The sequence below is a fragment of the Pontibacter populi genome (genome assembly GCF_019336435.1).
Taxonomy (GTDB): Bacteria; Bacteroidota; Bacteroidia; order Cytophagales; family Hymenobacteraceae; genus Pontibacter; species Pontibacter humidus.
The window spans coordinates 955,898-981,664 of record NZ_JAHWXQ010000002.1; the positions used below are offsets into that span (position 1 = coordinate 955,898).

At 45.9% G+C, this 25,767-nt stretch carries 22 protein-coding genes; 12 read left to right on the plus strand and 10 right to left on the minus strand.

What is annotated here, in order from left to right:
• Positions 1–52 precede the first annotated feature (52 nt).
• The 4 genes from KYK27_RS10620 to KYK27_RS10635 form a co-directional block, all read right to left on the minus strand.
• Positions 53–841, minus strand: coding sequence for a PhzF family phenazine biosynthesis protein (locus KYK27_RS10620; RefSeq protein WP_199109983.1), 789 nt, complete (start codon positions 839–841; stop codon positions 53–55).
• Positions 842–944: 103 nt separating this feature from the next.
• Positions 945–2,426, minus strand: coding sequence for a S10 family peptidase (locus KYK27_RS10625; protein ID WP_199109984.1), 1,482 nt, complete (start codon positions 2,424–2,426; stop codon positions 945–947).
• 206 nt (positions 2,427–2,632) lie between these two features.
• A complete protein-coding gene (locus KYK27_RS10630; protein WP_199109985.1) occupies positions 2,633–3,337 on the minus strand; it encodes a hypothetical protein in 705 nt (234 codons plus the stop codon).
• A gap of 95 nt (positions 3,338–3,432) precedes the next feature.
• The gene (locus KYK27_RS10635; protein ID WP_233150373.1) at positions 3,433–4,059 is read right to left on the minus strand and encodes a DUF3267 domain-containing protein; all 627 of its coding nucleotides are present in this window, start codon (positions 4,057–4,059) and stop codon (positions 3,433–3,435) included.
• Positions 4,060–4,150: 91 nt separating this feature from the next.
• On the opposite strand from KYK27_RS10635, the gene KYK27_RS10640 reads away from it, so the two are divergent.
• Both KYK27_RS10640 and KYK27_RS10645 read left to right on the plus strand, forming a co-directional pair.
• The gene (locus KYK27_RS10640; RefSeq protein ID WP_199109986.1) at positions 4,151–5,041 is read left to right on the plus strand and encodes an ABC transporter ATP-binding protein; all 891 of its coding nucleotides are present in this window, start codon (positions 4,151–4,153) and stop codon (positions 5,039–5,041) included.
• A 5-nt stretch (positions 5,042–5,046) separates the two neighbouring features.
• Positions 5,047–5,817: an ABC transporter permease subunit gene (locus tag KYK27_RS10645; RefSeq protein WP_199109987.1), complete on the plus strand. Its 771-nt coding sequence runs from the start codon at positions 5,047–5,049 to the stop codon at positions 5,815–5,817.
• Here the strand turns inward: KYK27_RS10645 and KYK27_RS10650 are convergent.
• The 3 genes from KYK27_RS10650 to dnaG all read right to left on the minus strand — a co-directional run bounded on the left by KYK27_RS10650 (position 5,812) and on the right by dnaG (position 10,114).
• Positions 5,812–6,489 (minus strand): hypothetical protein, encoded by a 678-nt coding sequence (locus KYK27_RS10650; protein ID WP_199109988.1) that lies wholly within the window; start codon positions 6,487–6,489, stop codon positions 5,812–5,814. The two genes, KYK27_RS10645 and KYK27_RS10650, sit on opposite strands and share 6 nt — an antisense overlap.
• Before the next feature lie 176 nt (positions 6,490–6,665).
• A complete protein-coding gene (locus tag KYK27_RS10655; RefSeq protein WP_199109989.1) occupies positions 6,666–7,910 on the minus strand; it encodes a bifunctional 3,4-dihydroxy-2-butanone-4-phosphate synthase/GTP cyclohydrolase II in 1,245 nt (414 codons plus the stop codon).
• A gap of 296 nt (positions 7,911–8,206) precedes the next feature.
• Positions 8,207–10,114: a DNA primase gene (dnaG, locus tag KYK27_RS10660; RefSeq protein WP_199109990.1), complete on the minus strand. Its 1,908-nt coding sequence runs from the start codon at positions 10,112–10,114 to the stop codon at positions 8,207–8,209.
• A 335-nt stretch (positions 10,115–10,449) separates the two neighbouring features.
• On the opposite strand from dnaG, the gene KYK27_RS10665 reads away from it, so the two are divergent.
• The 4 genes from KYK27_RS10665 to KYK27_RS10680 all read left to right on the plus strand — a co-directional run bounded on the left by KYK27_RS10665 (position 10,450) and on the right by KYK27_RS10680 (position 14,982).
• On the plus strand, positions 10,450–11,553 hold the full coding sequence (locus KYK27_RS10665; protein ID WP_199109991.1) for an Mrp/NBP35 family ATP-binding protein: 1,104 nt from the start codon (positions 10,450–10,452) through the stop codon (positions 11,551–11,553).
• Positions 11,554–11,559: 6 nt separating this feature from the next.
• Positions 11,560–11,829 (plus strand): NifU family protein, encoded by a 270-nt coding sequence (locus KYK27_RS10670; RefSeq protein WP_162346282.1) that lies wholly within the window; start codon positions 11,560–11,562, stop codon positions 11,827–11,829.
• An 823-nt stretch (positions 11,830–12,652) separates the two neighbouring features.
• Complete coding sequence (gene fahA, locus KYK27_RS10675) at positions 12,653–13,924, plus strand: fumarylacetoacetase (protein WP_199109992.1); 1,272 nt, start codon at positions 12,653–12,655, stop codon at positions 13,922–13,924.
• 158 nt (positions 13,925–14,082) lie between these two features.
• Entirely contained in the window at positions 14,083–14,982 is a 900-nt protein-coding gene (locus KYK27_RS10680; protein WP_199109993.1) for a flavin reductase family protein, read from the plus strand.
• A 148-nt stretch (positions 14,983–15,130) separates the two neighbouring features.
• Here KYK27_RS10680 and KYK27_RS10685 read toward each other — a convergent pair whose 3' ends face one another.
• The 3 genes from KYK27_RS10685 to KYK27_RS10695 are packed head-to-tail and all read right to left on the minus strand — an operon-like array spanning position 15,131 to position 18,357.
• Positions 15,131–16,354 (minus strand): alanine dehydrogenase, encoded by a 1,224-nt coding sequence (locus KYK27_RS10685; RefSeq protein ID WP_199109994.1) that lies wholly within the window; start codon positions 16,352–16,354, stop codon positions 15,131–15,133.
• A 1-nt stretch (position 16,355) separates the two neighbouring features.
• Positions 16,356–16,802 (minus strand): tRNA (adenosine(37)-N6)-threonylcarbamoyltransferase complex ATPase subunit type 1 TsaE, encoded by a 447-nt coding sequence (tsaE, locus tag KYK27_RS10690; protein ID WP_233150374.1) that lies wholly within the window; start codon positions 16,800–16,802, stop codon positions 16,356–16,358.
• A complete protein-coding gene (locus KYK27_RS10695; protein WP_199109995.1) occupies positions 16,795–18,357 on the minus strand; it encodes a response regulator in 1,563 nt (520 codons plus the stop codon). Before KYK27_RS10695 ends, tsaE begins: the two co-directional genes overlap by 8 nt.
• A gap of 183 nt (positions 18,358–18,540) precedes the next feature.
• On the opposite strand from KYK27_RS10695, the gene KYK27_RS10700 reads away from it, so the two are divergent.
• The 6 genes from KYK27_RS10700 (at position 18,541) to KYK27_RS10725 (ending at position 25,504) form a co-directional block, all read left to right on the plus strand.
• Positions 18,541–19,770, plus strand: coding sequence for an HD domain-containing protein (locus KYK27_RS10700; RefSeq protein WP_199109996.1), 1,230 nt, complete (start codon positions 18,541–18,543; stop codon positions 19,768–19,770).
• Positions 19,771–20,718: 948 nt separating this feature from the next.
• Positions 20,719–21,741, plus strand: coding sequence for a UDP-3-O-(3-hydroxymyristoyl)glucosamine N-acyltransferase (gene lpxD / locus KYK27_RS10705; protein WP_199109997.1), 1,023 nt, complete (start codon positions 20,719–20,721; stop codon positions 21,739–21,741).
• Between the two features lie 163 nt (positions 21,742–21,904).
• Positions 21,905–23,299, plus strand: coding sequence for a bifunctional UDP-3-O-[3-hydroxymyristoyl] N-acetylglucosamine deacetylase/3-hydroxyacyl-ACP dehydratase (locus tag KYK27_RS10710; protein ID WP_162346274.1), 1,395 nt, complete (start codon positions 21,905–21,907; stop codon positions 23,297–23,299).
• Positions 23,296–24,087, plus strand: coding sequence for an acyl-ACP--UDP-N-acetylglucosamine O-acyltransferase (gene lpxA / locus KYK27_RS10715; protein ID WP_199109998.1), 792 nt, complete (start codon positions 23,296–23,298; stop codon positions 24,085–24,087). The genes KYK27_RS10710 and lpxA overlap by 4 nt, the downstream gene beginning before the upstream one ends.
• Positions 24,077–24,721 carry an ATP-binding cassette domain-containing protein gene (locus KYK27_RS10720; protein ID WP_199109999.1) on the plus strand — a complete coding sequence of 215 codons (645 nt, stop codon included), beginning with the start codon at positions 24,077–24,079 and terminating at the stop codon, positions 24,719–24,721. Before lpxA ends, KYK27_RS10720 begins: the two co-directional genes overlap by 11 nt.
• 75 nt (positions 24,722–24,796) lie before the next feature.
• Positions 24,797–25,504, plus strand: a complete 708-nt coding sequence (locus tag KYK27_RS10725) for a YebC/PmpR family DNA-binding transcriptional regulator (protein ID WP_199110000.1) — start codon at positions 24,797–24,799, stop codon at positions 25,502–25,504.
• Positions 25,505–25,767: the final 263 nt, after the last annotated feature.

Consider the following 25,767-nt stretch of genomic DNA (forward strand, 5'->3'; position numbering starts at 1 on the left):
CAATAATTTGATCTGCAGAAAAAGAGCCTTACAGAACTATAGCAGGCTGCTCTCAGATCTCAATTTCGCCGGTTAAATAAGTAACTGCTTTACCGGTAATCTTTACGCGGTCGCCCAGGTTCTCGCAGGTTAAATTTCCTTGCCTTTTTGAAAGTTGTTTGGCTGTCATCACCTGCTTGTTCAGGCGGTTGCTCCAGTAAGGTGTAAGCGTAGTGTGAGCCGAACCTGTTACCGGATCTTCCACGATCCCTACCTGAGGGCAGAAAAACCGTGATACAAAATCTACCTCCCTACCCGGTGCTGAAACGATAACACCACGCGCTTCCACTGAATTTACCAGGTTCGTATCCGGGTTAAAGCCAGCCACATCCTCTTCGGAACTATAGATCAGCAGGTAATCGGTTTTGCCTTTGTAAGTTTCCTGCGGCGCTTTGCCAAATGCTTCTACTAGCGCTTCAGGCGTTTCAGTTGCTTCGTACACATCCGTCGGGAAATCCAGGGTTAGCAGGTCTCCATTCCGTTGCACCCGAAGCAAACCACTGCGCGCTGAGTTCAGGTTTATAGTTTCGGATGGATGGTTATAGTAGTTGAACAGTACATAAGCCGCTGCCAGGGTAGCGTGCCCGCAAAGGTCCACTTCTACAGTAGGTGTAAACCAGCGGATTTCATAATCATCACCCGCTTTCACCACAAAAGCAGTTTCGGCCAGGTTATTCTCTGCGCCTATGTTTTGCATGGTTGCATCATCGAGCCATGCATCCAACACACACACCGCCGCCGGGTTGCCGCCAAAGACTTTATCCGTAAAAGCGTCTATCTGGTATAGTTTAATTTTTGCCAAAGTTGTTAATGAGTAATGAATAGTGAGTAATTAATAATTGTCCTGGTTCTTAAGATCTGCACCTAATAAGATATTTACCTAAACTAAAGTTGTAGGCTCCCTGCTAATACTTCGCCGGCTGGCCAGCTTTAGGCAGCGATTTACGGATAAACTCCCGCAGGTCGTCGTTGCTTTTTACCAGGTCTTCTTTGCGCAGGTACATCATGTGGCCACTGCGATAGCCTTTCCAGTCCAGGCGGTTTTTAAGCTTGCCACTCGGGTCTAGTTGCCACATGCTGTACTTGGAATTAAAGTAATCGGTAGCACCATCGTAATAGCCGGCCTGGAACAGCACGTGCAGGTATGGGTTTTGCGCCATTGCCTGGCGCAGGTTTTCGCCGGTGCGGTCGTTGCTGCGGTTCCAGGGATGTACCGGGCCAAACATGTTGTATTTCACGTCTGTTTTATACTTGAGCTCGTTGCGCAAATACATGTTTATGGCCGGGGTAAAGGCGTGCAGCCAGGCGGTTAGTTCGGCATTAAAGTCTGGTCGATCGCCGGCATCCTGTCGGTCTATGCCTTTGTAGCGAGAGTCGAGGCGGCCAATAGTGTAGCCTTCGTTACGGAGCAGCTCTTTCCAGAAAAAGTTGGTAGGCACATCCAGGTTATAGTTTTGGATGCTTTGCTCGGAGAGACCGGCATAACGGGCCATTTTAGATACGATCTTTTTTTTATGCGCTTCTTCTATAAAACCACCCTGCGCGATAGCCGGTAGCAGCTCGTTGGTAGTAAAAGCTTCCACTTCGGGCAGTAACACATCCAGGTCTTTCTGCTGCAGATCCTGCGGCAGTTTTTTGTGATACCAGGCAGTAGCTGCAAAATACGGCAGGCGAAGGGCTGCATCAACAGGGCCGCTACGCTCAATACCCAAATCGGTTGGCGAAACCAGTATAACGCCGTTCAGGTACATCCAGTGAGAGTTCTGCAGCTCCAGTGCCAATCCCGAAACGCGGGTGGTTCCGTAGCTCTCCCCTATCAGGTATTTTGGTGATGCCCAACGGCCTTTACGCGTTACAAACGTGTTGATCCACTCTGCCAGGTATTTTACATCAGCATTCACACCGAAGAACTTTTCCTTCATTTTATCTTTATCCACGCCTTCGGCCATGCGCGAGTAGCCAGTGTTCACCGGGTTTACATACACAATATCGGCCACATCCAGTATCGACTCCGGGTTTTCGCGGTAACCGTATGGCTGCACCGGGTAGCCTTCGTCGTCAATATTTAACAAACGGGGACCTGTGTAGGCAATGTGCATCCAAACCGAAGCCGAGCCAGGACCTCCGTTAAAAGAAATAACCAGCGGACGCGAAGCGCGGTCTTTTATATCGGAGCGCTCATAATAAGTAAAAAACAAACCAGCTATCGTTTTGCCGTTCTCGTCCCAAACGGGTTGCATGCCGGTGGTAGCGTTGTAGGGAATGCTTTTGCCTTTAACAGTTACCTGTTGTTTGGTAGTAACAGCAGAATCAGGATTAAGCGGACGCTGTGCTATAGCTGGGCGAATTGCCACTGCAAGCAGCATCAGGAGTAAAAGTTTTCTCATGGTACGTTTTGTAGGATAGATGCAAAAACAACCCACCGCTGGCAGGTTAAGCAAACAATATAGTAAAAACCGGATAGATAAAGGTGTTAAAGCAGAGTTGTCAGGCAAAACTTATAGTTTGCAGCTCAATACAAGCTGTCTATAGTTAGAGCTGCGTGTTATAGATGAACTGCACACTCAACTGCAATTATAGTGTATTCAGAAATTTATTGGTTTTGGCCCGCAAGCAACGCTTTTACCTGCTCATAATGTGCTGCTTCAGCGGTGTTTCCTGCTTTTTTGAGCAATCCTATCAACGGATCGTAGTAGCCTGTGTGCAGGGGCTGCAGGTTTACAAGTTCGGCCATTGGCTTTACAGCTTCGGAATAGGCTTCTTTTTTAGATAGTTCGTTTACCTGGGTTATAAGCTCGCTTTCATATTTTTCATACAGTCCGGCAAAAGCCCCACGAGCACCTGCCACAGTTACTACTATCGTTTCCTGGAAATAAGCCAGTTTATTCGCATCAAACAAGGTATAACCTGAATCCATGTAGTTAAACTGAACAGGAATAACAGCATAAAAGTATTTTGCCGTATCGTTCGTTGCTTCCCACTTGCCTTTCGTTTTTTCAACTACATTTTTAAAAGCTGCCGTGTAGCTTTCATCCGCTTTGTGCAGCGTTCCGACTTCTACTATCTCCCCTTTCCTGTCAATCTTTAGCACCCCAACTATAGTTATAAGCTTTTTACTCATAAAATCCCCCTGCGGGAACCTGATATTTTTGGCCAACACCCTTGCAAGTTCATCTTTGCCGCCTTTATAAGCTGCCGTATTGTGTAAATGGTTCAGGTCAGAGGCAGTGAACTGCGCCAAACAGCTTACATTTATAGTTACCAGAAGTGAAAACAGGAATAGGTAAAATTTGGTCATAACTTAAAGTTTCAGGAGTTTATTATTCAGGTGAGAAGAATAGATCAGTAATCTCAGAAGGTATAAATCTATAGAATTTACCTGTAAATCTGGTTTCAAACTTTCTTATAAACTATACAGCCTATCAGCTCCGGGTGGTCCTGGATCATATCTTGCTTCCTGGCTTTCCGAAGCATCCAGAGTATAAGCGCATCGCCGCCGGCTGCGAAAGTAAACAGCAATCCAAACGCGAATTCATACAGACTTCCAAGCGTAAGCCCAACTATAGTTGGCAGCACGCCCATCACAAGGCCCGGCATCATGCCACCCAATATGTAAGGTGTAAGCGGAAGCATTTCTTTGCAATGGCAATACGGTGTCAGCATTTGCCAGTGCACGCCATATTTTATTGATTTCAGCCCATGTTTACAGAAAACTGCCCAGGTTAGGCCATGTAGCAGCTCATGAATTACTGCACCCGGAATAAAAAGCAGCAACGGGTAAAGAAACACTTCTTCTTTATTAGCATGGTAAAAGCTTTTAAGGGTATGCATCTCAAACTGTTCGGGCCAAAGCCACACATAGGCCGACACACAAACAAGCAGCACCGGAACTATAAAAACAAGGGCCAGCACATTTGCTTTGGCAGCGCTTAAGGTAAGTTCCTCTTTTTTATAGTTTATAGTTTCTGCTTCCAGCGATAGATCTTCCATTATGATTCTAAAGTAGATAATCCGCTCCATAAAACCCAGTTAATAGCGCAGCCCAACTATAAAACAAAAACACTATATTTGTTAAGCCTGCATTTGGGCACATCTTTAATCAAGTATATCTGTGGCTATCGTTTTAAGTATAGATAATCTCTCTAAAAAATATGGCAGCCTGAAAGCCGTTGACAGCCTGAGTCTGCAGGTAGAGGAAGGCAGTATTTACGGGTTGCTCGGCCCGAACGGAAGTGGCAAGACCACAACACTGGGTATGGTGCTGGATGTGATACAGCCTACCGGCGGCAGCTTTTCTTGGTTCGGTGATGGTATTAGCAAAGCAACCAAACAACGCGTAGGCGCCATCCTGGAAACACCTAACTTTTACCCTTACCTTACTGCAAAACGCAACCTGCAGGTAATTGCCGACACCAAAGGCGCAGATCACCAGAACATAGCTAAAATGTTGGATCTGGTGGGTTTGGGTACGCGTAGCAACACGACGTTCAAAGGTTTCTCCTTGGGTATGAAGCAACGTTTGGCCCTGGCCGCTGCCATGTTAAACGATCCCGAAGTACTGGTACTGGATGAGCCGACAAACGGACTGGACCCGCAGGGTATTGCCGAAGTGCGTGACCTGATACTGCGCATTGCAGCCCAGGGTAAAACTATAATCCTGGCCAGCCACCTGCTCGATGAAGTAGAAAAAGTATGCACACACGTAGCGGTATTGCGCACCGGCAAACTGGTAACCGATGGCCCTGTAGGTAATATCTTATCAGCAAAAGAGCAGCTTATAGTTAGTGCCGAATACTTAGCCCCGGTACTTCAATTACTGGAGCGTCTGCCTTACATTGCCCAATTTGCGCAGGAGAAAGACTATGTGATTCTAACTTTGCAGGAAGGCTACAGCAGCACAGACCTTAACCGCGATATGTTTGCACAGGGCGTTGTGCTGTCGCAATTGGTGGCGCGTCGCAAAAGCCTCGAAAAACAGTTTCTTGAGATTATAAAATCCTAATACTGATGAACTTACTCCGAACAGAGTTCCGTAAAATATTCCCTTACCGTACTTTCTGGATTATACTTGCTGTTTATGTGCTCCTGCTGTTGCTTATACTTTACACCAGCTCCAGTATACAGATAAATAACAAAGCCCTGGGCGACGAGACGTTTCAGCTTCCGGGCCTGTGGATGCGCCTGACCTATGTCGCCCATTTTTTTAACCTACTGCTGGGTATCCTGGTTATTGTGCTGATTACAGATGAGTATAGTTTCCGGACGATCAGGCAACAGGTAATTGACGGGCTTTCGCGTGCCGAAGTGGTACTGGCAAAGTTTTATGTGGTTCTGGCATTAGCAGTTTTCAGCACAGTTTTCATACTGGTGCTGGGCCTTTACTTTGGCCTTGTCTATAGTTCAGACAAGTCGATGCAGGCTTTGTTCAGCCAGATAGATTACCTGCCTTATTACTTTGTGCAGGCCGTTGCCTATATGACACTTGCCATGCTGTTTGCGTTTATAGTCCGGAAGAGCGGGTTGGCCATTATCGCGTTTATAGCCTACACTAAGATCGTAGAGCCACTTATCCATTTTAACCTCCCCGACCACATCGATAAATATTTCCCGATGAAGGCGCTGGATAGTTTAACACCGATGCCGGGGCAGGATCTGTTCGGCCAGTTAACATCACCAATAGAACAGCTTTCGCCTGCCATGGCTACCTTGCCTGCTTTGCTTTACGTGGGCCTGTTTTTACTGCTGACCTATGCCGTTCTTAAAATGCGCGATTTATAGGGTATTATAGTAGTTAACGATGGCTATAAAGTCAGACGGCTGATCAAAATTCAGTCTATTCTTACGTACAAAAGACTTTATGACGGGTGCTTTTTTGCCGCAGTAGAGCAGGAAATCTTTACGGGTCTGCTGTATCACTTTTATTTCGCCAGCCGGGTTCATCACATAAAACAACGGCTTTATCTGGTCGTAATAAATTCCCTGTATCGGGTAGCCTAATGGGTCGGTTGTCCTGTTCTCCATCATGCTGGCCAGGTGAGAATCTACAATGCGTTTGTTATAGCTTTCACGCATCAGTAAGGTTATGTTCCCTTCCATTATCTGCTCAAAAAAGGTAGGCTTTTTAAAATCCGTGTGCTCATCGCCCTGATCCCAGTAAATGGATTTAAACAAATGGCGCCGGTTACTGTACGCATTCGATACTTCAAATTTGGCAACATTTACCGGCGATAATGAACTCAGGGTATTATCGGCGAGCGAGACTGTAATTATATCCTGGGACCTGTAATAGGTAACTACACCTTTCAGCACCTCGCCTGAAGTAAGTGTTACCTCCCCTCTGGGCCAGATCTGAACATCAATGGCTTCTCTTGTCTGTGCTTTTAATGCTGTACTGCTCAACAGGCATATAACAGAAAAAAGCAGTAATCTGAATAATAAAATACTTTTCATAGGCTTCCCTCCTTAGTTAAAATTGTGCCCTTACCTACACTATAAGTAACTATGAAATAAGCCCAACAGGTATGTTTTTTCTTAAAAAAGATATAAATATTTAGGCAACACACTAAAAACAAAAGCCAGTGCATTTCTGCACTGGCCCTATATATAATCTCCTTACAGAGAAATAGTTATCTGTTTACAATTGCGCTACCCAGGATCTCATGCCCCAGTTTGTCGCGTTTGGTAGTAAGGTACTTCTGGTTGTGCTTGTTAGGAGCAATTTCAATAGGCACGTTACTTACAACTTCCAGTCCGTAACCAATCAGACCGGTACGTTTTTTAGGGTTGTTGGAGATCAGCATCATTTTAGTAACACCAAGGTCGCGCAGTATCTGTGCACCAACGCCATAGTCACGCTCATCCATGCCAAAGCCCAGCTCCAGATTTGCCTCTACGGTGTCGCGGCCCTGCTCCTGTAGTTTGTATGCTTTCAGTTTGTTTATCAAACCAATGCCACGCCCTTCCTGGTTCATGTAAACTATAACGCCTCTGCCTTCGCGCTCAATCATGCGCATGGCTTCGTGCAGTTGTGGCCCGCAATCGCAACGGCATGATCCAAAAATATCGCCGGTTACGCAGGAGGAGTGAACACGTACCATAACTGGCTCGCCTTCTTCCCAGGTACCTTTTACAAGTGCCAGGTGTTTGGCGCCATTGCTACGCTGTGTAAATGCATACAGGTCGAAATCACCGTAATCGGTTGGTAGATGCACAGCAATTTCACGCTCAATCAGGCTTTCCTTTTTCAGGCGATACGCGATCAGGTCTTTGATAGAAACCAGCTTCAGGTTGAAACGCTTGGCTACGTGTACCAGGTCCGGCAGGCGGGCCATCGTACCATCTTCATTCATGATCTCGATCAGCACACCAGCAGGTGCAAGTCCGGCTAAACGAGCTAAGTCAACTGCTGCTTCGGTATGTCCGGCACGGCGCAGTACGCCTTCTTTCTTAGCTTTAAGCGGGAAAATGTGACCCGGCTTACCAAGCGAGTGCGGATCGGTGTTTGGGTCTACAAGGGCCTGTATGGTTTTTGCTCTGTCGGATGCTGAAATACCGGTAGTACAACCATGCCCGATCAAATCTACTGATACTGTGAATGGTGTAGCGTGCAGGGCTGTGTTACGACCTACCATCAGTTCCAAACCTAACTCTTCACAACGCTCTTCTGTAAGCGGTGCACAGATTAGGCCACGGCCATGGGTAGCCATAAAGTTGATGATCTCAGGCGTTACCATCTCGGCGGCGCAGATAAAGTCGCCTTCGTTCTCACGATCGTCATCGTCCACCACAATAATTACTTTACCCTGACGGATATCTTCGATGGCGTCCTCGATCGGATCGAGTTTTATAGTTTCAGTGTTTGTATTCTCCATAAGATGTTTTGCGGGATAAAGCACAGTGTTAACTACCTCTCTCCCTGCTTTTTGAAAACTTGTTGCTTCTACTTACCATAACTATAAAAATCGGGGCATTGTTCAAAAGCCATACACCCCGAACTATAGCCTGCCAGGCAGATATTCGGAAAACTGAACAAAGGTAGAAAGAAAAGGCCTTCTCTAAAGGAAAGATGCTAATTTTTATGGTTGTGCGGGAAGATTGTATTGTTGAATTAACTATAGCAGGTGCGGTTTATAGTTTAAACTATAGCTTAATTTCGATAGAACTATAGTTACCTGTTCACAACTATACCAAGCAGGTCGCCGAGCTGCTTATAGTAAGAGCTTAAGTTCATGATCAATTTCAGCACCCTATCCACTTCTGTAGGGTCTGTTACGAGGCGCAGCTTTTCGCTTTCCTGTTTTAGGAGTAGCTCTGCATTTCTGCGTTTCAGGCGCATTACGGCTCTTTCGGCACCATAAGGCAGCAGATCGGTTTCACGGGGCACAAAAACCTGGTGCGTTTCCCAATTCGGGCTAAGTTCGTAGGGCTCAGCTAACAGCGAGATAGATTCGGTTCTGATCTCTTCCTTCGGAAAAGTAATAAAATCGTTTGCTGTCGGAAGTACACCGCTGTTGAGTCGTTCCTTTACAAAATCAATGATCTGAATATAAAGCGGCGTTACAAACTCAATATCGTCGAGCTGGTCCAGCATGTACTGGCTGGTGGTTATGCCATCTTCCAGTTCCTGGTCCGGGTAATGCAGGATCATGCGCACGATTTCGCGTTCGTAGCGTTTAGTCACCTCCAGCTCCGGCACTTCCTTTTCAGGTTCCGGAACTATAGGTTGCGGTGCAAATGCTTCAGGGTTACCGGCTTTCTGCTGCTGCTGGCGCTCCTGCAGGTGCATTTTGTTGTACTCTGATATCAGTACCTGCTCGTCGATATCGAAAATAAGACTGGTGCTCTGGAAGAATACCGAACGCTTAATTGAATCCGGGATTTTGGAAATAGAAGTAACAATCTCCCGAATCGCTTCAGCTTTCTTTACCGGGTTCCCTTTGGCTTCCTCGGCAAATAAGCTCGACTTATAAGAGATAAAATCCTGGGCATTTTGCTTTACATAGGCCTTAAAAGCTGTGTCGCCTACTTTCTGGATGTAAGAGTCCGGGTCCTCGCCTTCTGGAAAAGTTACTACCTGCACGTTCAACCCTTGTTCCAGGATAAGATCAATACCACGCAACGATGCTTTTATACCGGCGGCGTCGCCATCATAAAGTACGGTAATGTTGTGCGTATAGCGTGCAATCAGCTTTATCTGGCCTTCGGTAAGCGACGTACCAGACGACGACACTACGTTCTCGATGCCGCCCTGGTGTAACGAGATCACATCCAGGTAGCCCTCCACCAGGAAGCACATATCCTGCATGCGCATCGCCTGCTTCGCCTGGAACAAACCATAGAGCACATTACTCTTGTGGTAAATTTCAGACTCCGGCGAGTTCAGGTATTTCGGGCTCTTTTTGTCGTTTGATTTTAAGGTACGGGCACCAAACCCGACCACCCTGCCCGACACGTTATGGATCGGGAACATGACACGCGCCCGGAACCTGTCGTAACGTTTGTCTTCTTTAACTATAGTTAGGCCGGTGGCCTCTAAGTAATGTTGTTTGTAGCCTTCCCTTAGCGCAGCATCGGTCAGGTCGCTCCACGCTTCCACACTATAGCCCAGCTCAAACTTCTTTATAGTTGCCGCGCTCATACCCCGTTGCTTCAGGTACGACTGGCCAATACTGCCTTCTTCGTGGTTAAATAAGTTGTGCTGAAAGTGCTTGTTGGCAAAATCCGAAACTATAAATAAACTATCGCGCTCACTCTGCTCCTGGCTGTATTCATTCGTTTCTTCCTCTGGAACTTCAATGCCGTACTTTTTGGCAAGATGCTTCAGAGCCTCCGGGAAACTGGCGCCTTCCACATCCATAATAAACTGCACCGAGTTACCCGCTTTGCCGCAACCAAAACACTTGTAAATGCCTTTAGCCGGTGATACAGAGAAAGATGGAGATTTTTCGTGGTGAAAGGGACAGCAGGCCCACATGTTTTGCCCTTTTTTCTTCAGCGAAACATAATCGCCTACCACCTCCACTATATCAGCCTGGAGAATTATCTGGTCAACGGTTTCTTTTGGAATAAGGGACATGCTACTACACTTTTGCGGGATGACAAAGATAACAGATACTTCGAATTTCGGACGAGCTGTTGTGTGAATTTAAATTTGCCGGAACTATAGTTCAACGCAAAAAGCAGGCAGCTCAAACCTTATCGGCTTTAACTTGTAGTTACTTAAACTATGGGACCAACTTTCAACCTCCAGAGTATAGTTGCTCGCCGGGCTTAGGATAGTTGCGGGATCGGGCACAAACCTGAATTTTTCTGTTTCAAAACTGACAAACATCATCTCTACATCGGCCTGCATCTGTTGTATTTTGTTTGTATCTTTGCAGCAGAATTGAGCGCAAGCTTCATATTACAACTATGGCTATTACAAAAGAAGATATACTAAAAGCCCTCAGCTATGTGGAGGAACCCGATCTTGGCAAAGACCTGGTTACGCTGAACATGGTGGAGGACGTACAGGTAGATGGTAAAAATGTAAGCTTCACTGTTATCCTTACAACGCCTGCCTGCCCGCTTAAAGACATGATCCGCAACGCCTGTGTGCGCGCCATCCATACCATGGTGGACAAAGACGCAGAAGTTACCGTGAACATGACCTCGCGCGTAACCACTGCCCGCACCGATAACGCTGCTGTAGTTGGTGGCGTTAAAAATATTATTGCCGTTGCTTCTGGTAAAGGTGGCGTAGGTAAATCTACGGTTACCTCTAACCTGGCAATTGCCCTTGCTGAAAGCGGTGCACGTGTTGGTTTGATTGATGCTGACATTTCAGGACCGTCTATGCCAACGATGTTTGGTGTGGAAGACGAGCGTCCGCGCATGATACAAGGCGACCATGGCAAGAATTACATCGTTCCTATTGAGAAGTTCGGCGTTAAAATGATGTCGATCGGCTTCCTGACTCCTGCCGATGGCGCTGTCATCTGGCGTGGCCCGATGGCAAGCTCTGCCTTAAAGCAGTTTATTTCGGATGTAGACTGGGGTGATTTAGATTACTTACTAATTGACCTGCCGCCAGGAACTTCAGACATTCACTTAACGATGGTGCAGGCATTGCCGGTAACAGGTGCAGTTATAGTTACCACGCCACAAAAAGTAGCCTTGGCCGATGCCATGAAAGGTTTGCAAATGTTCCGTCAGCCGCAGATCAACGTACCTGTTTTGGGCGTAGTGGAAAATATGGCGTACTTTACTCCTGCTGAGCTTCCTGAAAATAAATATTATATTTTTGGCGAAGGTGGCGGTAAAGCGCTGGCAGATAAGTACGAAGTACCACTATTAGGCCAGATTCCGCTTGTGCAGAGTATTCGCGAAAATGGTGATGCCGGAACTCCGGTAGTTTTACAGAACGATTCTCCGGCTTCCGGTGTTTTCAGAGAGTTAGCCCAGGCTGTGGCGCAGCAGGTTTCTGTTCGCAACGCAACTTTAGGCAAAACGCAACCCGTAGAAATTAAAAGCTAACAAAATATGGCAGCTAGTAACATAGATCAAGATTTCCTGAACCGTATAGAAGGTGCCCTTGACCAGATCAGACCGTACCTGGAGGCAGATGGTGGCAACGTGAAAGTGCTGGAAGTAACCGATGACATGGTGCTGAAGCTGGAATTGCTCGGTGCCTGTGGCTCCTGCCCTATGTCTACCATGACGCTTAAAGCCGGTGTAGAGCAGTCTGTGTTAAGAGCCATCCCCGAAATTAAAGCCGTAGAAGCCATTAACCTGACTCCTATCAACGGATAATAAGACCTTGTTTATACTTTTGAGCAGCCCTGGTTTCTTCGGAAACCAGGGCTGTTTTTTTTGTTTGGTGACTGATACTGCTATAGTTTCATTGTAGCAGTTTCCACCCACTCCTACCCCTCCCGAGAGGGGAATTTCTGCTGTTGCTGTAGTTGAGGTTATCGTTTTATAGTTTCCGTTTGTCATCCCCCTGCCCCCTTCAAAGGGGGACTTTCTACTACTACCTCTCAGCTGTCATTTCGAACGAAGATAGAAATCTGAATCTACATAGTTACAACTCATGATAAGGACAGGTTTACCTGTCCCTTTGAAACTATCACCACGGTAAACCTCGAAGCTTATCTTTTCAAACTATAGTTAGCAGTTGCTATGCGAAACGTCTCAGTCTTTGGGTTGAGCGCCTTTGCTTTGTTGCGGTGCCTTTAGGCAATCCGAGGCACGAGGGTAGCAAGAAAGCAGCAGCGCGATGCCCGAAGACGAGGCCTCCCGGCCATGAGGGCACCAAGGCCAACTATAAAACTGTAGGCAAGTTGAGCTCCCAGGAAAAAAGGAAATTTGAAAGGAAGGCTTGGTTCATTTCAGCAACTATAGAACTCAGATTTCTCACTGCATTAGAAATGACAAAAGGAAAATCTCAGGACATATATGATACTTTATATTCGCTGTTTTTGGTAAAAACAGAAACCACTTCCCTCACTTCAAATCACTATCACAACTATAAATCAACCATCTGACCAACTTACAGCAACTAACTAATCAACAATCGTCTTTCCCTTCCGTATCAAAATAACTATATTTGCCTATATTCTGACGATACAGCACTATGTTAAAAGCCAACGACCCATCCCTGCATTCCTGGATAGAAATAGCGCCTAACAGCGACTTCCCGATTCAGAACCTCCCTTTCGGTATTTTTGAAACCGACGACAGAGACCCGCGTGTAGGTGTTGCCATCGGCGACTATGTCTTTGATTTACTGGCCGTGGCAAGGCTTAACTTTTTTGAGCTGATCGATATTGATCCGAACGTATTCCATAGGCCGTACCTGAACGATTTTATTGCCCTAGGCAAACCAACCTGGCGGGCAGTGCGCAACCGTGTTTCGGCACTGCTGCGTAACGACAACGATGAAATAAGCGGTAGCAGCGAACTTATTGACAAGTGCCTGGTAAAACAGAGCGACGTACGTATGCTGATGCCTGTTAAGGTAGGCAACTATACCGATTTTTATTCCAGCATTGAGCATGCCACAAACGTGGGCACCATGTTCCGTGATCCGAAGAATGCCCTTTTACCAAACTGGAAACATATACCGATTGGCTATCATGGCCGTGCTTCTTCTATAGTTTTATCGGGCACCGATATTCGAAGACCAAACGGACAAACTAAAGCGCCTGATGCCGAACTACCAACCTTCGGCCCTACCCGTCTTTTAGATTTTGAACTGGAAGTAGCCTTTATTACCGGCAAAGAAACCAAACTCGGTGACACCATAACACCAAACGAAGCGGATAACTATATATTCGGACTGGTGCTTTTCAACGACTGGTCGGCGAGAGATATGCAGACCTGGGAATATGTGCCTTTGGGCCCGTTCCTGGCAAAAAGCTTTGCTTCGTCTATATCGCCGTGGGTGGTTACACTGGATGCCCTGGAGCCCTTTAAGGTTAAAGGCCCTGTGCAGGATCCAAAACCACTGCCCTACTTAGAGTTCACCGGCAACCACAACTACGATATTAACCTCGAGGTACTTATTAAACCGGAAGGCGGACAGGAAACCAGTATCTGCCATTCGAACTATAAATATATGTACTGGAACATGAACCAGCAACTGGCGCACCAGAGCAGCAACGGCTGTAACCTGCAGATCGGCGACATGTATGCATCCGGAACTATAAGCGGCCATGACAAAGGCTCTTACGGCTCTATGCTGGAACTTACCTGGCGCGGGACCCAACCTATAAAACTAGCAGATGGCACTGAACGCAAATTCATCAACGATTACGACACTGTAATTATGCGCGGCTTTGGCGAGAAAAATGGTATCCGGATTGGTTTTGGAGAAGTAAAAGGGAAAGTACTGCCAGCGCTTTAATTTGATTTAAAAAGAAAATTCTAAACTATAAAACCACTGCTGAGCCGGTGGTTTTATAGTTTAGAAGCACCGTTGCCAGCATTCCCAATTAGCCGTATATTTGAAAAGCATGGTGCTCCGAGGTTGCATCACAAACTATAGTTATACTTTGCAATTACATGTCATACAAAACCATAGACCCACAGGACGTTAAAACCGCTGAAGTGCATGCCTTGTTGCTTGGCGCTATTGCTCCCCGCCCGATTGCTTTTGCCAGCACGACAGACCTGGAAGGGAACGTAAACCTGAGTCCGTTCAGTTTTTTTAATGTGTTCAGCGCCAAGCCGCCAATCCTTGTTTTCTCGCCTGCCCGCCGCGTGCGCGATAACACCAGCAAGCATACGTTAGAGAATGTGATGGCTACGAAGGAAGTGGTAATCAACATCGCCAACTATAGTATTGTAGAGCAAATGTCGTTGGCCAGCACGGAGTATGACCGGGGCATAAACGAATTTATAAAGTCAGGTTTAACGCCGGAAGCATCTGTTTTAATTGCACCTCCCCGTGTTAAGGAAGCGCCGGTTTCTTTTGAATGTAAGGTAAACGATGTGATCAGCCTGGGCCCGGAAGGTGGTGCCGGAAACCTGGTGATTTGCGAAGTATTGCTTATGCATGTGAACGAAGATATACTGGATGAGAACGGAAAGATTGATCCTTTTAAGCTGGATGGCGTTGCCCGTATGGGAGGAGATTATTACCTGCGTGCCAACGGCGATTGTATTTTTGAGCTTCCTAAACCAGTAAAGAACAAAGGTATTGGCATTGATATGCTGCCTGAACACATCCGGAACAGTTCCATACTTACAGGCAATAATTTGGCCAGGCTTGGCAACTCTGAAACAATACCTACACCTAATGAAGTAGAGGCCTTTAAATCGGAGCCTATAGTTGCCTACACACTAAATAAGTATAAAGATGAACCTGTTATGCTGAGGCAGGAACTGGAGATACTGGGCAAAAAATTACTGGAAGATAACCAGGTTACTGATGCCTGGAAGGTATTACTGATGAATCAGTAATTAAGGAATTCTTGCCAGTCAATCCACTTTCCTGAACTATAGTTTATGGTTGAGCAGTAAATTGTTAAGCCAATAAAAAAGAGACGTATCAAATACGTCTCTTTTTTATTATAGCATATATAGTAGGTAATTTCCTGAATCACTGATCCTAGTTACGGACCGCGATCATCAAACCTAGTTCTTTGTAACGCATCCCGAAACGTTTGGCTATCTGAGCATTGGTCAGGCTGCCTTTGTAAATGTAAACACCACTGCGGTAATGCTCGTTGGTAAACAGCACTTCGCTAACACCACCGTACTTGGATATCTCAGTCAGAATGGGTGTAAAGATGTTGCTTAGCGCTGACGTAGCCGTACGTGGCACACGCGAAGGAATATTAGGTACGCAGTAATGGATAATATCGTACTTACGGTAGATCGGGCGACTATGGGATGTCAGTTCAGAAGTTTCGAAGCAGCCGCCGTGGTCAATACATACGTCGATGATCACAGAACCAGGGTTCATCTGCGCCACAATGCTTTCTTCAACCATACATGGCATGCGGCCATCTTCTGCCACAAGTGCCCCAATCACCACATCTGCCTGCTTTATTTCGTGGTATAGGACAGTTTTGTCTAATGTAGATGTGAACAGCTGCGTACCCACATTGTGCTTCAGGCGGCGGAGTTTATAGATGTGGTTATCAAAAACCTTTACCTCGGCTCCTAACCCCAATGCTGCGCGCGCGGCATATTCAGCTACTGTACCGGCACCAAGGATAACGACTTTGCTCGGTGGTACACCAGTAATGCCGCCTAAAATAATGCCGCGTCCGTCGTTACTGATGCTTAGGTACTCCGCAGCAATTAACATCACCGTACTTCCTGCAATCTCGCTCATGGCGCGCACTACAGGTTTCGAATCTGATTTATCGCGGAGCAGCTCGTAAGAGATAGCGTTTATTTTTTTGCGTAGCAGGGCATTAATGTAATCACCAGTGAGGCTACCAAACTGCAGGGCAGAAATTAATGTTTGTCCGGGACGTAGGTACTCTATTTCGTCGTAGGTAGGTGGCGCTACTTTAAGTATAATATCGGCATCGTATACTTCTTTGGTCGAATACACAACCTTCGCTCCTGCTTCCGAAAATTCATTATCAGAATACTTCGAGGGGCTTCCGGCTCCCGCTTCTATCCAGATGCGGTGGCCATGGTCGGTCAGCTGCTTTACAGCATCAGGTGTGAGCCCGATACGGTTCTCCTGAAACGACGATTCTTTGGGTATACCGATGAAAAGATTCTTTCGTCGTTCTTCTACCGCCAGCATCGACTCTTTCGGGTAAAGGGCCTGTCCGGCTATCCTTCCAATTTCTACGGCGAATCGCTCCGTCATATTATACCTTATTTATCGTCATAGTACGCACTTCGCTGTTTGCGTCGGGCTGCAAGGTTACAAGCAGGTAATGTTCCGGCAGCAAATTCGGGATCAGGGAGGGCCACTCGATCAGGCAATTGTTACCTGAATCGAAATATTCCAGCGCCCCGATGTTCAGTGCTTCGCGTTCATCGCTTATCCTATAAAAATCGAAATGGTAAATAAGTTTCCCTGTTTCCGTTTCGTATTCGTTTACCAGTGCAAAAGTTGGACTACTTACATTCTCCTGCACGCCCATCTGGCGACAGAATTCCTTTATTAAGGTAGTTTTACCGGCTCCCATCGGTCCTTCAAAAAGTATAACCGGCTCTTCGCTGGCAGCTTCCAGCAGCATTTCAGCGGCTTTAGGCAGGTCAGCCAACGATGTCATTTCAAAAAGAGCCTTTTCTACCCCAGTATTATACATTTTTAGGTGTAAGTGTTATAAACGGTATGATGCATTCCTCCAACGATACCCCACCATGCTGGAACGTGTCCTTGTAATAGTTCACGTAGTAGTTATAGTTGTTAGGGTACGCGAAAAAGTAATCTTCTATTGCAAACACAAACGTAGTAGAAACATTGGCCTTTGGCAAGAAAAATCTCTCGGGCTTGCGCACAGTAAATACATCTTTGTCTGTGTAACCCAGGTTTTTACCATGCTTGTAGCGCAGGTTCGTATTGGTCTGGCGGTCGCCGATGATCTTAAATGGCCTTTTTACCCGGATTGTGCCGTGGTCAGTCGTAATTACAAGGCGTCCTTTTTTCTCCGCGATCATCTTCAATGTATCGAACAGTGGCGAATGCAGGAACCATGATCTTGTAATAGAGCGGTAAGCCGATTCGTCCGGAGCCAGTTCGCGCACCATGTTGCTATCCGTACGGGCATGCGACAACATATCCACGAAGTTGTAAACTATAACATTCAGCTTGTTATTATCGAGGTTACTGAACTTGCTCAACAGATCCTTACCAGCCGCTACGTTGGTTATTTTATGATAACTATGCTTTTCGGATAGTTTATTCTGCTGAAACTGGATGTCCAGGAATTCAGGTTCGTTCAGGTTTTTGCCCTCATCTTCATCATCGCTTACCCACAGGTTCGGGTATTTTTTAGCGATATCGTTGGGCAGCATACCGGAGAAAATAGCGTTACGGGCGTAAGCAGTAGTAGTCGGAAGAATAGAATAATACATTTCTTCCGAGTCCACGGTAAAGTAGTCGTTAATGATCGGCTCCAGCACTTTCCACTGGTCGTAGCGCAGGTTATCTATCAATACAAAGTATACCGGCTTATCCGATTCCTTCATCATCGGGAAAACGCGTTCCTTAAATATCTGGTGCGACATTAAAGGAGCATCATCAGAATCGTTATTTATCCAGTCTTCATAGTTCTCCATGATAAACTTGGCGAAGTTCGAGTTTGCCTCATCCTTCTGCATGTTTATCACATCGGCCATACTTTTATTTTCGGTCTCGTCTATTTCGAGCTCCCAGTAAGTCAGCTTTTTATAGATATCGGCCCATTCTCCCGGGCTAAGGCGCTCGCCAAAAGCCATACCCAACTGGCGGAAATCACGCTGGTAACTCTGGTTGGTTCTTTCTGAAACAAGACGTTTATTTTCGAGGGCTTTTTTAACGGAAAGCAGTATCTGGTTTGGGTTAAGCGGCTTTATCAGGTAGTCAGTTATCTTAGCTCCGATCGCCTCTTCCATAATATGCTCTTCCTCGCTTTTCGTGATCATGATTACGGGCATGGCCGGGCGAATGGTTTTGATCTCGTTCAGCGTTTCGAGCCCGCTTATGCCCGGCATGTTTTCATCCAGAAATACTACATCGTAAGGCTGTTCCTGTACTTTATCTATGGCATCCGTGCCACTGTTTACCGGGGTAATGTCGTAACCTTTATCTTCCAGGAACAGAATATGGGGTTTGAGCAGGTCGATCTCATCATCGGCCCATAAAATCGTATATCTTTGCATAGTTTTATTTAGGTAAATTGCTAATCTGCTTATCGTTGTGTAACTGGTGCTTTACAAATGGCAACCTGTTACTACTTACGAAATATTAAGCAGCAAGAGTATGTATATCAGAAAGTTGCGACGCAGCTCACGCCTTTTTCGTTACAACAATTCAATCATCTAACAGTTAAACGCATTTAATTGGTGAACAAGAAAAAAATCTTTAACGACCCGGTATACGGCTTTATAACAGTTCCGTCTGAGCTCTTGTTCGATATTATCGACCATCCGTACTTCCAGCGCCTGCGCCGCATTAAGCAGCTTGGACTTACCGAGATGGTGTATCCGGGCGCATTGCATACACGTTTTCACCATGCGCTGGGTGCCATGCACCTGATGAATACGGCCTTACAAACTCTGAAAAGTAAAAATAACGAAATTTCTGATAAAGAATTTGAAGCTTCGCTTATTGCTATTCTGCTACACGACATCGGTCACGGTCCTTTCTCGCATGCCCTGGAGACCGCAATTTTTAAGGAAGTACACCACGAGCATTTGTCATTGCACATCATGCATATGCTAAACGAAGAGTTTGGCGGAAGATTGGGCCTGGCCATCGATATATTTACAGATAAATACGAGCGTCGGTTTTTCCATCAATTGGTTTCTAGCCAACTGGATGTAGACCGCCTCGATTACCTGAACCGCGACAGCTTTTACACCGGTGTGTACGAAGGAAAAATTGGTGCCGACCGCATCATAAAAATGCTGGATGTAGCCAACGATAAGCTGGTTGTAGAAGAGAAAGCCATTTATAGTATAGAGAACTTTCTGGTAAGCCGCCGCCTGATGTACTGGCAGGTTTACCTGCATAAAACGGTGATCAGTGCCGAAAACATGGTATTACGTGCCGTACAGCGTGCCCGCCAACTGCTGCAGCAAGGCATAGATGTACCGGCAAGCCCGTGCCTCAAATTCTTTCTTGCCTCAGACCTAACCATGAAGCATTTTCAGGATGACGCAACGATACTGGAGCGCTTTGTGAGCCTGGATGATCATGATATCTGGAGCGGTATAAAACAATGGGCCTCCCACTCCGACAGTATTCTCTCCTACTTATCTGGCTGCATTTTAAACCGTAAACTGTTTAAAGTAATCATCTCCAACAAACCTGTAGATGAAGAAATGATGCTGGGCATCAGCGAACTCATCCAGGATCGTTTCAAAGTTGCAGAGGAAGATATTAAGTACCTCATGATCTCTGGAAAGATCAGCAATAACGCTTACCAGTCTGAAGGTCAGTCTATAGATATTCTCACCAAAGCCGGTTATGTAGTAGATGCTGCCGATGCATCTGACTTACCTAATATCCAGGCGCTAAGTAATAAGGTGGAGAAATATTATGTGTGTTATCCGAGGGAAGTAGCGAATTGAAGGATTACAGTTTCTAGACCTAGCAGTGTGCGAAGCTCCTGCTAGCGTCTGGGCTATAGTTGACCCTCCTTTTGTCATTTCGAACAAAGTGAGAAATCTATCCCAGCTTATAGTTTGAGAAGCTACAATGCTATAGCTTGCTACTCTACTATCCGAACTAAGCTATCCTTTCAAATTTCCTTTCATCCTGGGAGCTCTACTCATTTACAGTTCTATAGTTGGCTTTGGTGCCCTCACGGCCGGGAGGCCCCGTCTTCGGGCATCGCGCGGTGTACATTTCTTTTGTTCGTCCCTCACAATGCTTTCAGCACCAGAAATCTACAAGGCGCTCCACCCAAAGACTGTGAAGTTTCGCATAGCTATAGTCCTTATAGTTTGATCCTGCTCGCTTCGAGATTGATCGTGGCTATAGTTTCGAAAGGACAGGTAAACCTGTCCTGCTCATGGACTTGAACTAAAGCTAAATCAGATTTCTCCTGCGTCGAAATGACAATTAGAGAAGTAGTAGTAGAAAAGTCTCCCTTTGAAGGGGGCAGGGGGATGACAAACGGAAACTATAAAACTATAACCCAACTATAGCAACAACAGAAATCCCCCTCTCGGGAGGGACAGGGGTGGGTTAATACCGAAACTATAAAACCAAAAGCTAAACTATAGTAGTAGAAAACTCCCGCCTTATATGAGGTGGATAAACGGGTGATTGGACCACGCCAACTATAAAATTACAAGCTCTAACACGAAGCTCCCCTCTTCTTAAAAGAAAACTAGCACACTTCTAAATACACTTCACCAATTGGGATTAAGTTTAGAGTAACTATAAATCTGCAATTTTAGCGACACTCCTACCAGAGAATTTAATTACATATCATATTCCTGCCCATTAACTTTTTATTAAGTTTGCACCCCCGAAGCGCTAGCGTTTTTGAGATTTTGCTATAATTTTACATCATGGAATTTACTGTTCAACAGATAGCTGACCTGCTACAGGGAGTGATAGAAGGAGATAACTTAGCCAAAGTCAGCACTTTAGCCAAAATAGAAGAAGCTCAAACAGGTGCTCTTGCTTTTTTGTCTAACCCGAAGTACGAACCTTATTTATATACTACTGGTGCCAGCGCAGTTATAGTTTCTGATAAACTGGAACTTAAAAAGCCTGTATCAGCAGCTCTTATTCGCGTTAGCGATCCTTATAGCAGCTTCTCTACTCTTTTACAGTATTACCAGGCAGCATTACTTGCCTCCAAGACCGGTGTTGAAGAACCTTGTTTTATAGGTAGCGGCAGCGAGATCGGTGAAGACCATTACCGTGGTGCTTTTTCTTACATCGGTGCTAACTGCAAAATAGGTACAAACGTGCGTATTTTCCCGCAGGTGTATATTGGCGATAATGTAACGATTGGCGACAATACCACCATCTTTGCAGGTGCTAAACTATACTCCAATACGATAGTTGGCAGCAACTGTACCCTGCATGCGGGTGTAGTGCTGGGAAGCGATGGTTTCGGGTTTGCCCCGCAACCGGATGGTTCTTATAAAATGGTGCCTCAGATAGGAAATGTAGTGCTGGAAGATGACATATCGATTGGCGCAAATACAACTATAGACTGTGCTACTATGGGCTCTACAATTATCCGTCAGGGCACCAAAATCGATAACCTGGTTCAGATCGCACATAATGTTGAAGTTGGCAAGCATACGGTTATTGCGGCGCAAACCGGTATTTCAGGTTCTGCAAAAATTGGCAACCACTGCGTTATTGCAGGCCAGGTGGGTATAGTTGGTCACATAACTATAGCCGATAGAACTACGGTTGGCGCACAATCCGGCGTAGGCAAAACCATTAAGAAATCAGGCACGATCATTCAAGGTTCCCCCGCTTTTGATTACAAACAGAACCTGCGCGCCCTTACTGTCTTCAGAAAATTACCTGAGCTTCAGCGTGAAATAGAAGCCCTGCGCGATAGAATCTAACACTTCTGCCCTACTGCCTGCCATAATGGAAAAATAATATTGGCAAGGCCGGATATAAAACCTTAAGTTTGCGGTAAAATGGCTGGCTGTTAAAGTAATAATTTAAACTATAACCGCTACAGCACTTGCTAAAAGCAGGCTCCAGACAAGAATAGAATAGTAAATGAACTATAAACAGCATACCATTAAAGCTCCGGTAACCGTTTCCGGTATTGGCTTGCACACAGGCGTTGTGTCAAACATGACCTTTACGCCTGCCCCTGCAAACCATGGCTATAAATTCCAGCGCATCGATTTGCCGGGCCAGCCTATAGTTGCTGCCGATGTAGATAATGTAGTAGATCTTTCGCGCGGAACTACGATAGAGCAGAACGGAGCCCGGGTAAATACAGTAGAACACACACTTGCTGCACTGGTAGGTCTGGAAATAGACAACGTACTAATTCAGCTGGATGGCCCGGAGCCCCCGATCATGGATGGTTCTTCTATTGAGTTTGTAAAAGCTTTAATGGAAGTGGGCTTACAGGAGCAGAATGCACTGCGCAACTATTTTGAACTGACAGAAGGCATTACCTATAAGGATGAAGCCCGCGGCGTTGAAATAGTTGGTTTACCCCTGAACGACTACCGCCTGACGGCCATGGTGGACTATAACTCGCCAGTGCTGGGTAGCCAGCATGCTTCGATCACGAACATGAACCAGTTTGAGAGAGAGATCGCGCCTTGCCGCACGTTCTGCTTCTTACACGAACTGGAAGCCCTGCACAAACAAAACCTAATCAAAGGCGGAAACCTGGACAATGCCATTGTTATAGTTGACCGTGTGGTGAATGATGATGAGTTGTCGATGCTGGCAGAAATGCTGAACAAGCCTAAAGTAGAGGTTAAAGAAACAGGCACACTGAACAATACGGAGCTTCGTTTTAAGAACGAGCCTGCCCGACATAAACTACTGGACCTGATGGGCGACCTTGCCCTGATCGGCAGACCTATAAAAGGACAGATACTGGCTGCACGCCCTGGGCATGCGGCAAATATCGGCTTCGCCAAAAGAGTTAAAAGAGCTATACAGGAAGCATCTATACAAAGCGTACCGGTTTACGACGAGAAGAAGCCACCTGTAATGGATATAAACCAGATCACGGCTACACTTCCGCACCGTTACCCGTTCCTGCTAATCGATAAGATCATCCACCTGGATGAAAACACGGTGACCGGCGTGAAAAATGTAACGATGAATGAGCCTTTCTTCCAGGGCCACTTCCCGGGCAACCCGATTCTTCCGGGTGTGATCCAGATTGAGGCAATGGCGCAGACTGGTGGCATTCTGGTACTGAATACTGTTGAGAATCCTGAAGATTACTGGACTTACTTCCTGGGTGTGGACAAATGCCGCTTTAAGCGCAAAGTAATTCCGGGAGATACAATCATCTTTAAATGTGAACTGCTGGCTCCTATAAAACGTGGAATTGCTAAAATGAGTGGTCAGGCTTTTGTTGGTGGCCAACTTGTAATGGAAGCAGAAATGTCGGCAAGTATAGTTAAGAAAAACGCATGAATCAGCCATTAGCATACATCCATCCGGAAGCTAAGATAGCACACAACGTAGTGATCGAACCGTTTTCTACTATCTATAAGAACGTAGAAATTGGTGAAGGCACCTGGATCGGGCCGAACGTAACGATAATGGAAGGCGCCCGCATCGGTAAGAACTGTAAGATCTTCCCTGGTGCGGTAATCTCTTCTGTGCCACAAGACCTTAAATTCGCCGGCGAAGAAACTACTGCCGTTATCGGTGACAATACCGTTATCCGGGAGTGTGTAACCGTTAGCCGCGGAACTATAGATAAAATGCGTACCGTAGTGGGCAGCAACTGCCTTATTATGTCTTACGCGCACATCGCGCACGACTGTATAGTTGGTAACAACTGTATCGTAGTAAACGCGGTGCAGATGGCTGGTCACGTAGAGATGGGTGATTTCGCGATTATCGGCGGATCTAGTGCAGTACACCAGTTCGTGAAGATCGGGGCACATGCCATGATTTCGGGTGGTTCACTGGTTCGTAAAGATGTGCCTCCGTATGTGAAAGCTGCACGTGAGCCACTTACCTATGCTGGTATCAACTCTATCGGGTTGCGCCGCCGTGGTTTTACAAGCGAACAGATTAACGAAGTACAGCAATTGTACCGTACCCTGTTTATGAGCGGTTACAATACCACCGAAGCTCTGGACAAGATTGAACTCGATATGGCACCAAGCAAAGAGCGCGACGAGATCGTAAACTTTGTGCGTAACTCAGGCCGCGGTATTATTAAGAGCTACATCGGTAAAGATGCAAATTAACCTAAGCAACTTAGGTAAACGATACAATTACGAGTGGATTTTCCGGAACCTGACCTACACATTTGAGTCAGGAACTTCTTATGCCATTTTAGGGCATAACGGATCCGGGAAATCCACTCTTCTTACTGTTTTATCCGGCCACAACCTGCACTCCGAGGGTGAGATAAACTATAAAACTGGCGAAAAAGACGTATCCTCTGAAAGCGTTTTCCGTTCCCTTTCGCTTACAGCCCCTTACCTGGAACTGGTAGAAGAATTTTCTCTTTTAGAGATGATCGAGTTCCACACCAGGTTTAAACCTTTGCGCCAGGATCTTTCGGCTTTAGAACTGATTGACCGCATGGGTTTGCAGAAATCAAAACACAAGTTTGTAAAAGATTTCTCGTCGGGAATGAAGCAGCGCCTGAAACTGGGACTGGCCATTTATTCTCAATCTGAATTGTTGCTATTGGATGAGCCCACCACAAACCTGGATCAGGAAGGTGTGGCGTGGTACCAGGAGCATGTAGCACAGAACAGAAGTAACCGTTTGATAATCGTTGGCTCCAATATTTTACACGAGTATAGTTTCTGCGACCAGCACCTGCGTATTTCAGACTATCATGTACTACCAACAGCCAAGCGCAAACTATAAAGCGTGCAAAATTGCTGATGGACTATTAATTTTAAGGTAAGCTTTCTACATTTGCACTATTAACAAGCAGACACCATGGGAAGAGCATTTGAATTTAGAAAAGCCCGCAAGTTTAAGCGCTGGGATAAGATGTCGAAGGCATTTACACGCCTCGGCAAAGAGATTGTGATGGCCGTTAAAGAAGCCGGACCAAACCCTGAAACAAACTCGCGTCTGCGCACGGCCATGAATAACGCAAAAGGCGTTAACATGCCGAAAGACCGCGTGGAAGCTGCTATTAAACGTGCCTCCTCTAAAGAAGAAAAAGATTACGAAGAAGTTGTATACGAAGGCTACGGTCCGCACGGCATTGCTATACTTGTAGAAACAGCTACTGATAATATTAACCGTACCATTGCCAACATGCGCGTATATTTTTCACGTGCAGGTGGCGCAGTTGGCAAAACCGGTTCTCTTGACTTTATTTTCACCCGTAAAGGCATCTTTAAAATCAACCCGGAAGGCGTTGATATTGAAGAATTGGAACTGGAACTGATCGATTTTGGTGCGGATGATATTTATGAGCACGAAGGCGAAATTATAATAGAGACTGCCTTTTCAGATTTCGGTCAGATGCAGAAAGCCTTGGAAGAAAAAGGCCTGAACGTAATTAGCGCAGAACTACAACGCATACCAAACACCAGAACCGAACTTACCGACGAACAGGCAGAAGAAATAGAAAACCTGGTTGAGAAAATAGAAGAAGATGATGACGTGCAGGCTGTTTACCACAACATGGCCTAAACATATCAAACTATAGTTTACTTTCAAAAGCTGCCCCTCATGGCAGCTTTTGTTGTTTATGCTGCTATACATTTCAGGTGGTACCCGTACTCCATTCCTACACGTGACCTGCTCTAGTGACTCCTGTATACTATAAACATCCAACTTATACAGCTAAGCATTCTGGTAACTAATGCCAGCAATCGAGGTGGGCTTTGCCAATCACGCCACGATTTCTTATACTTCATTCTATTAGATAAAAGCCCGCTTGCTCTCTTCAAAAC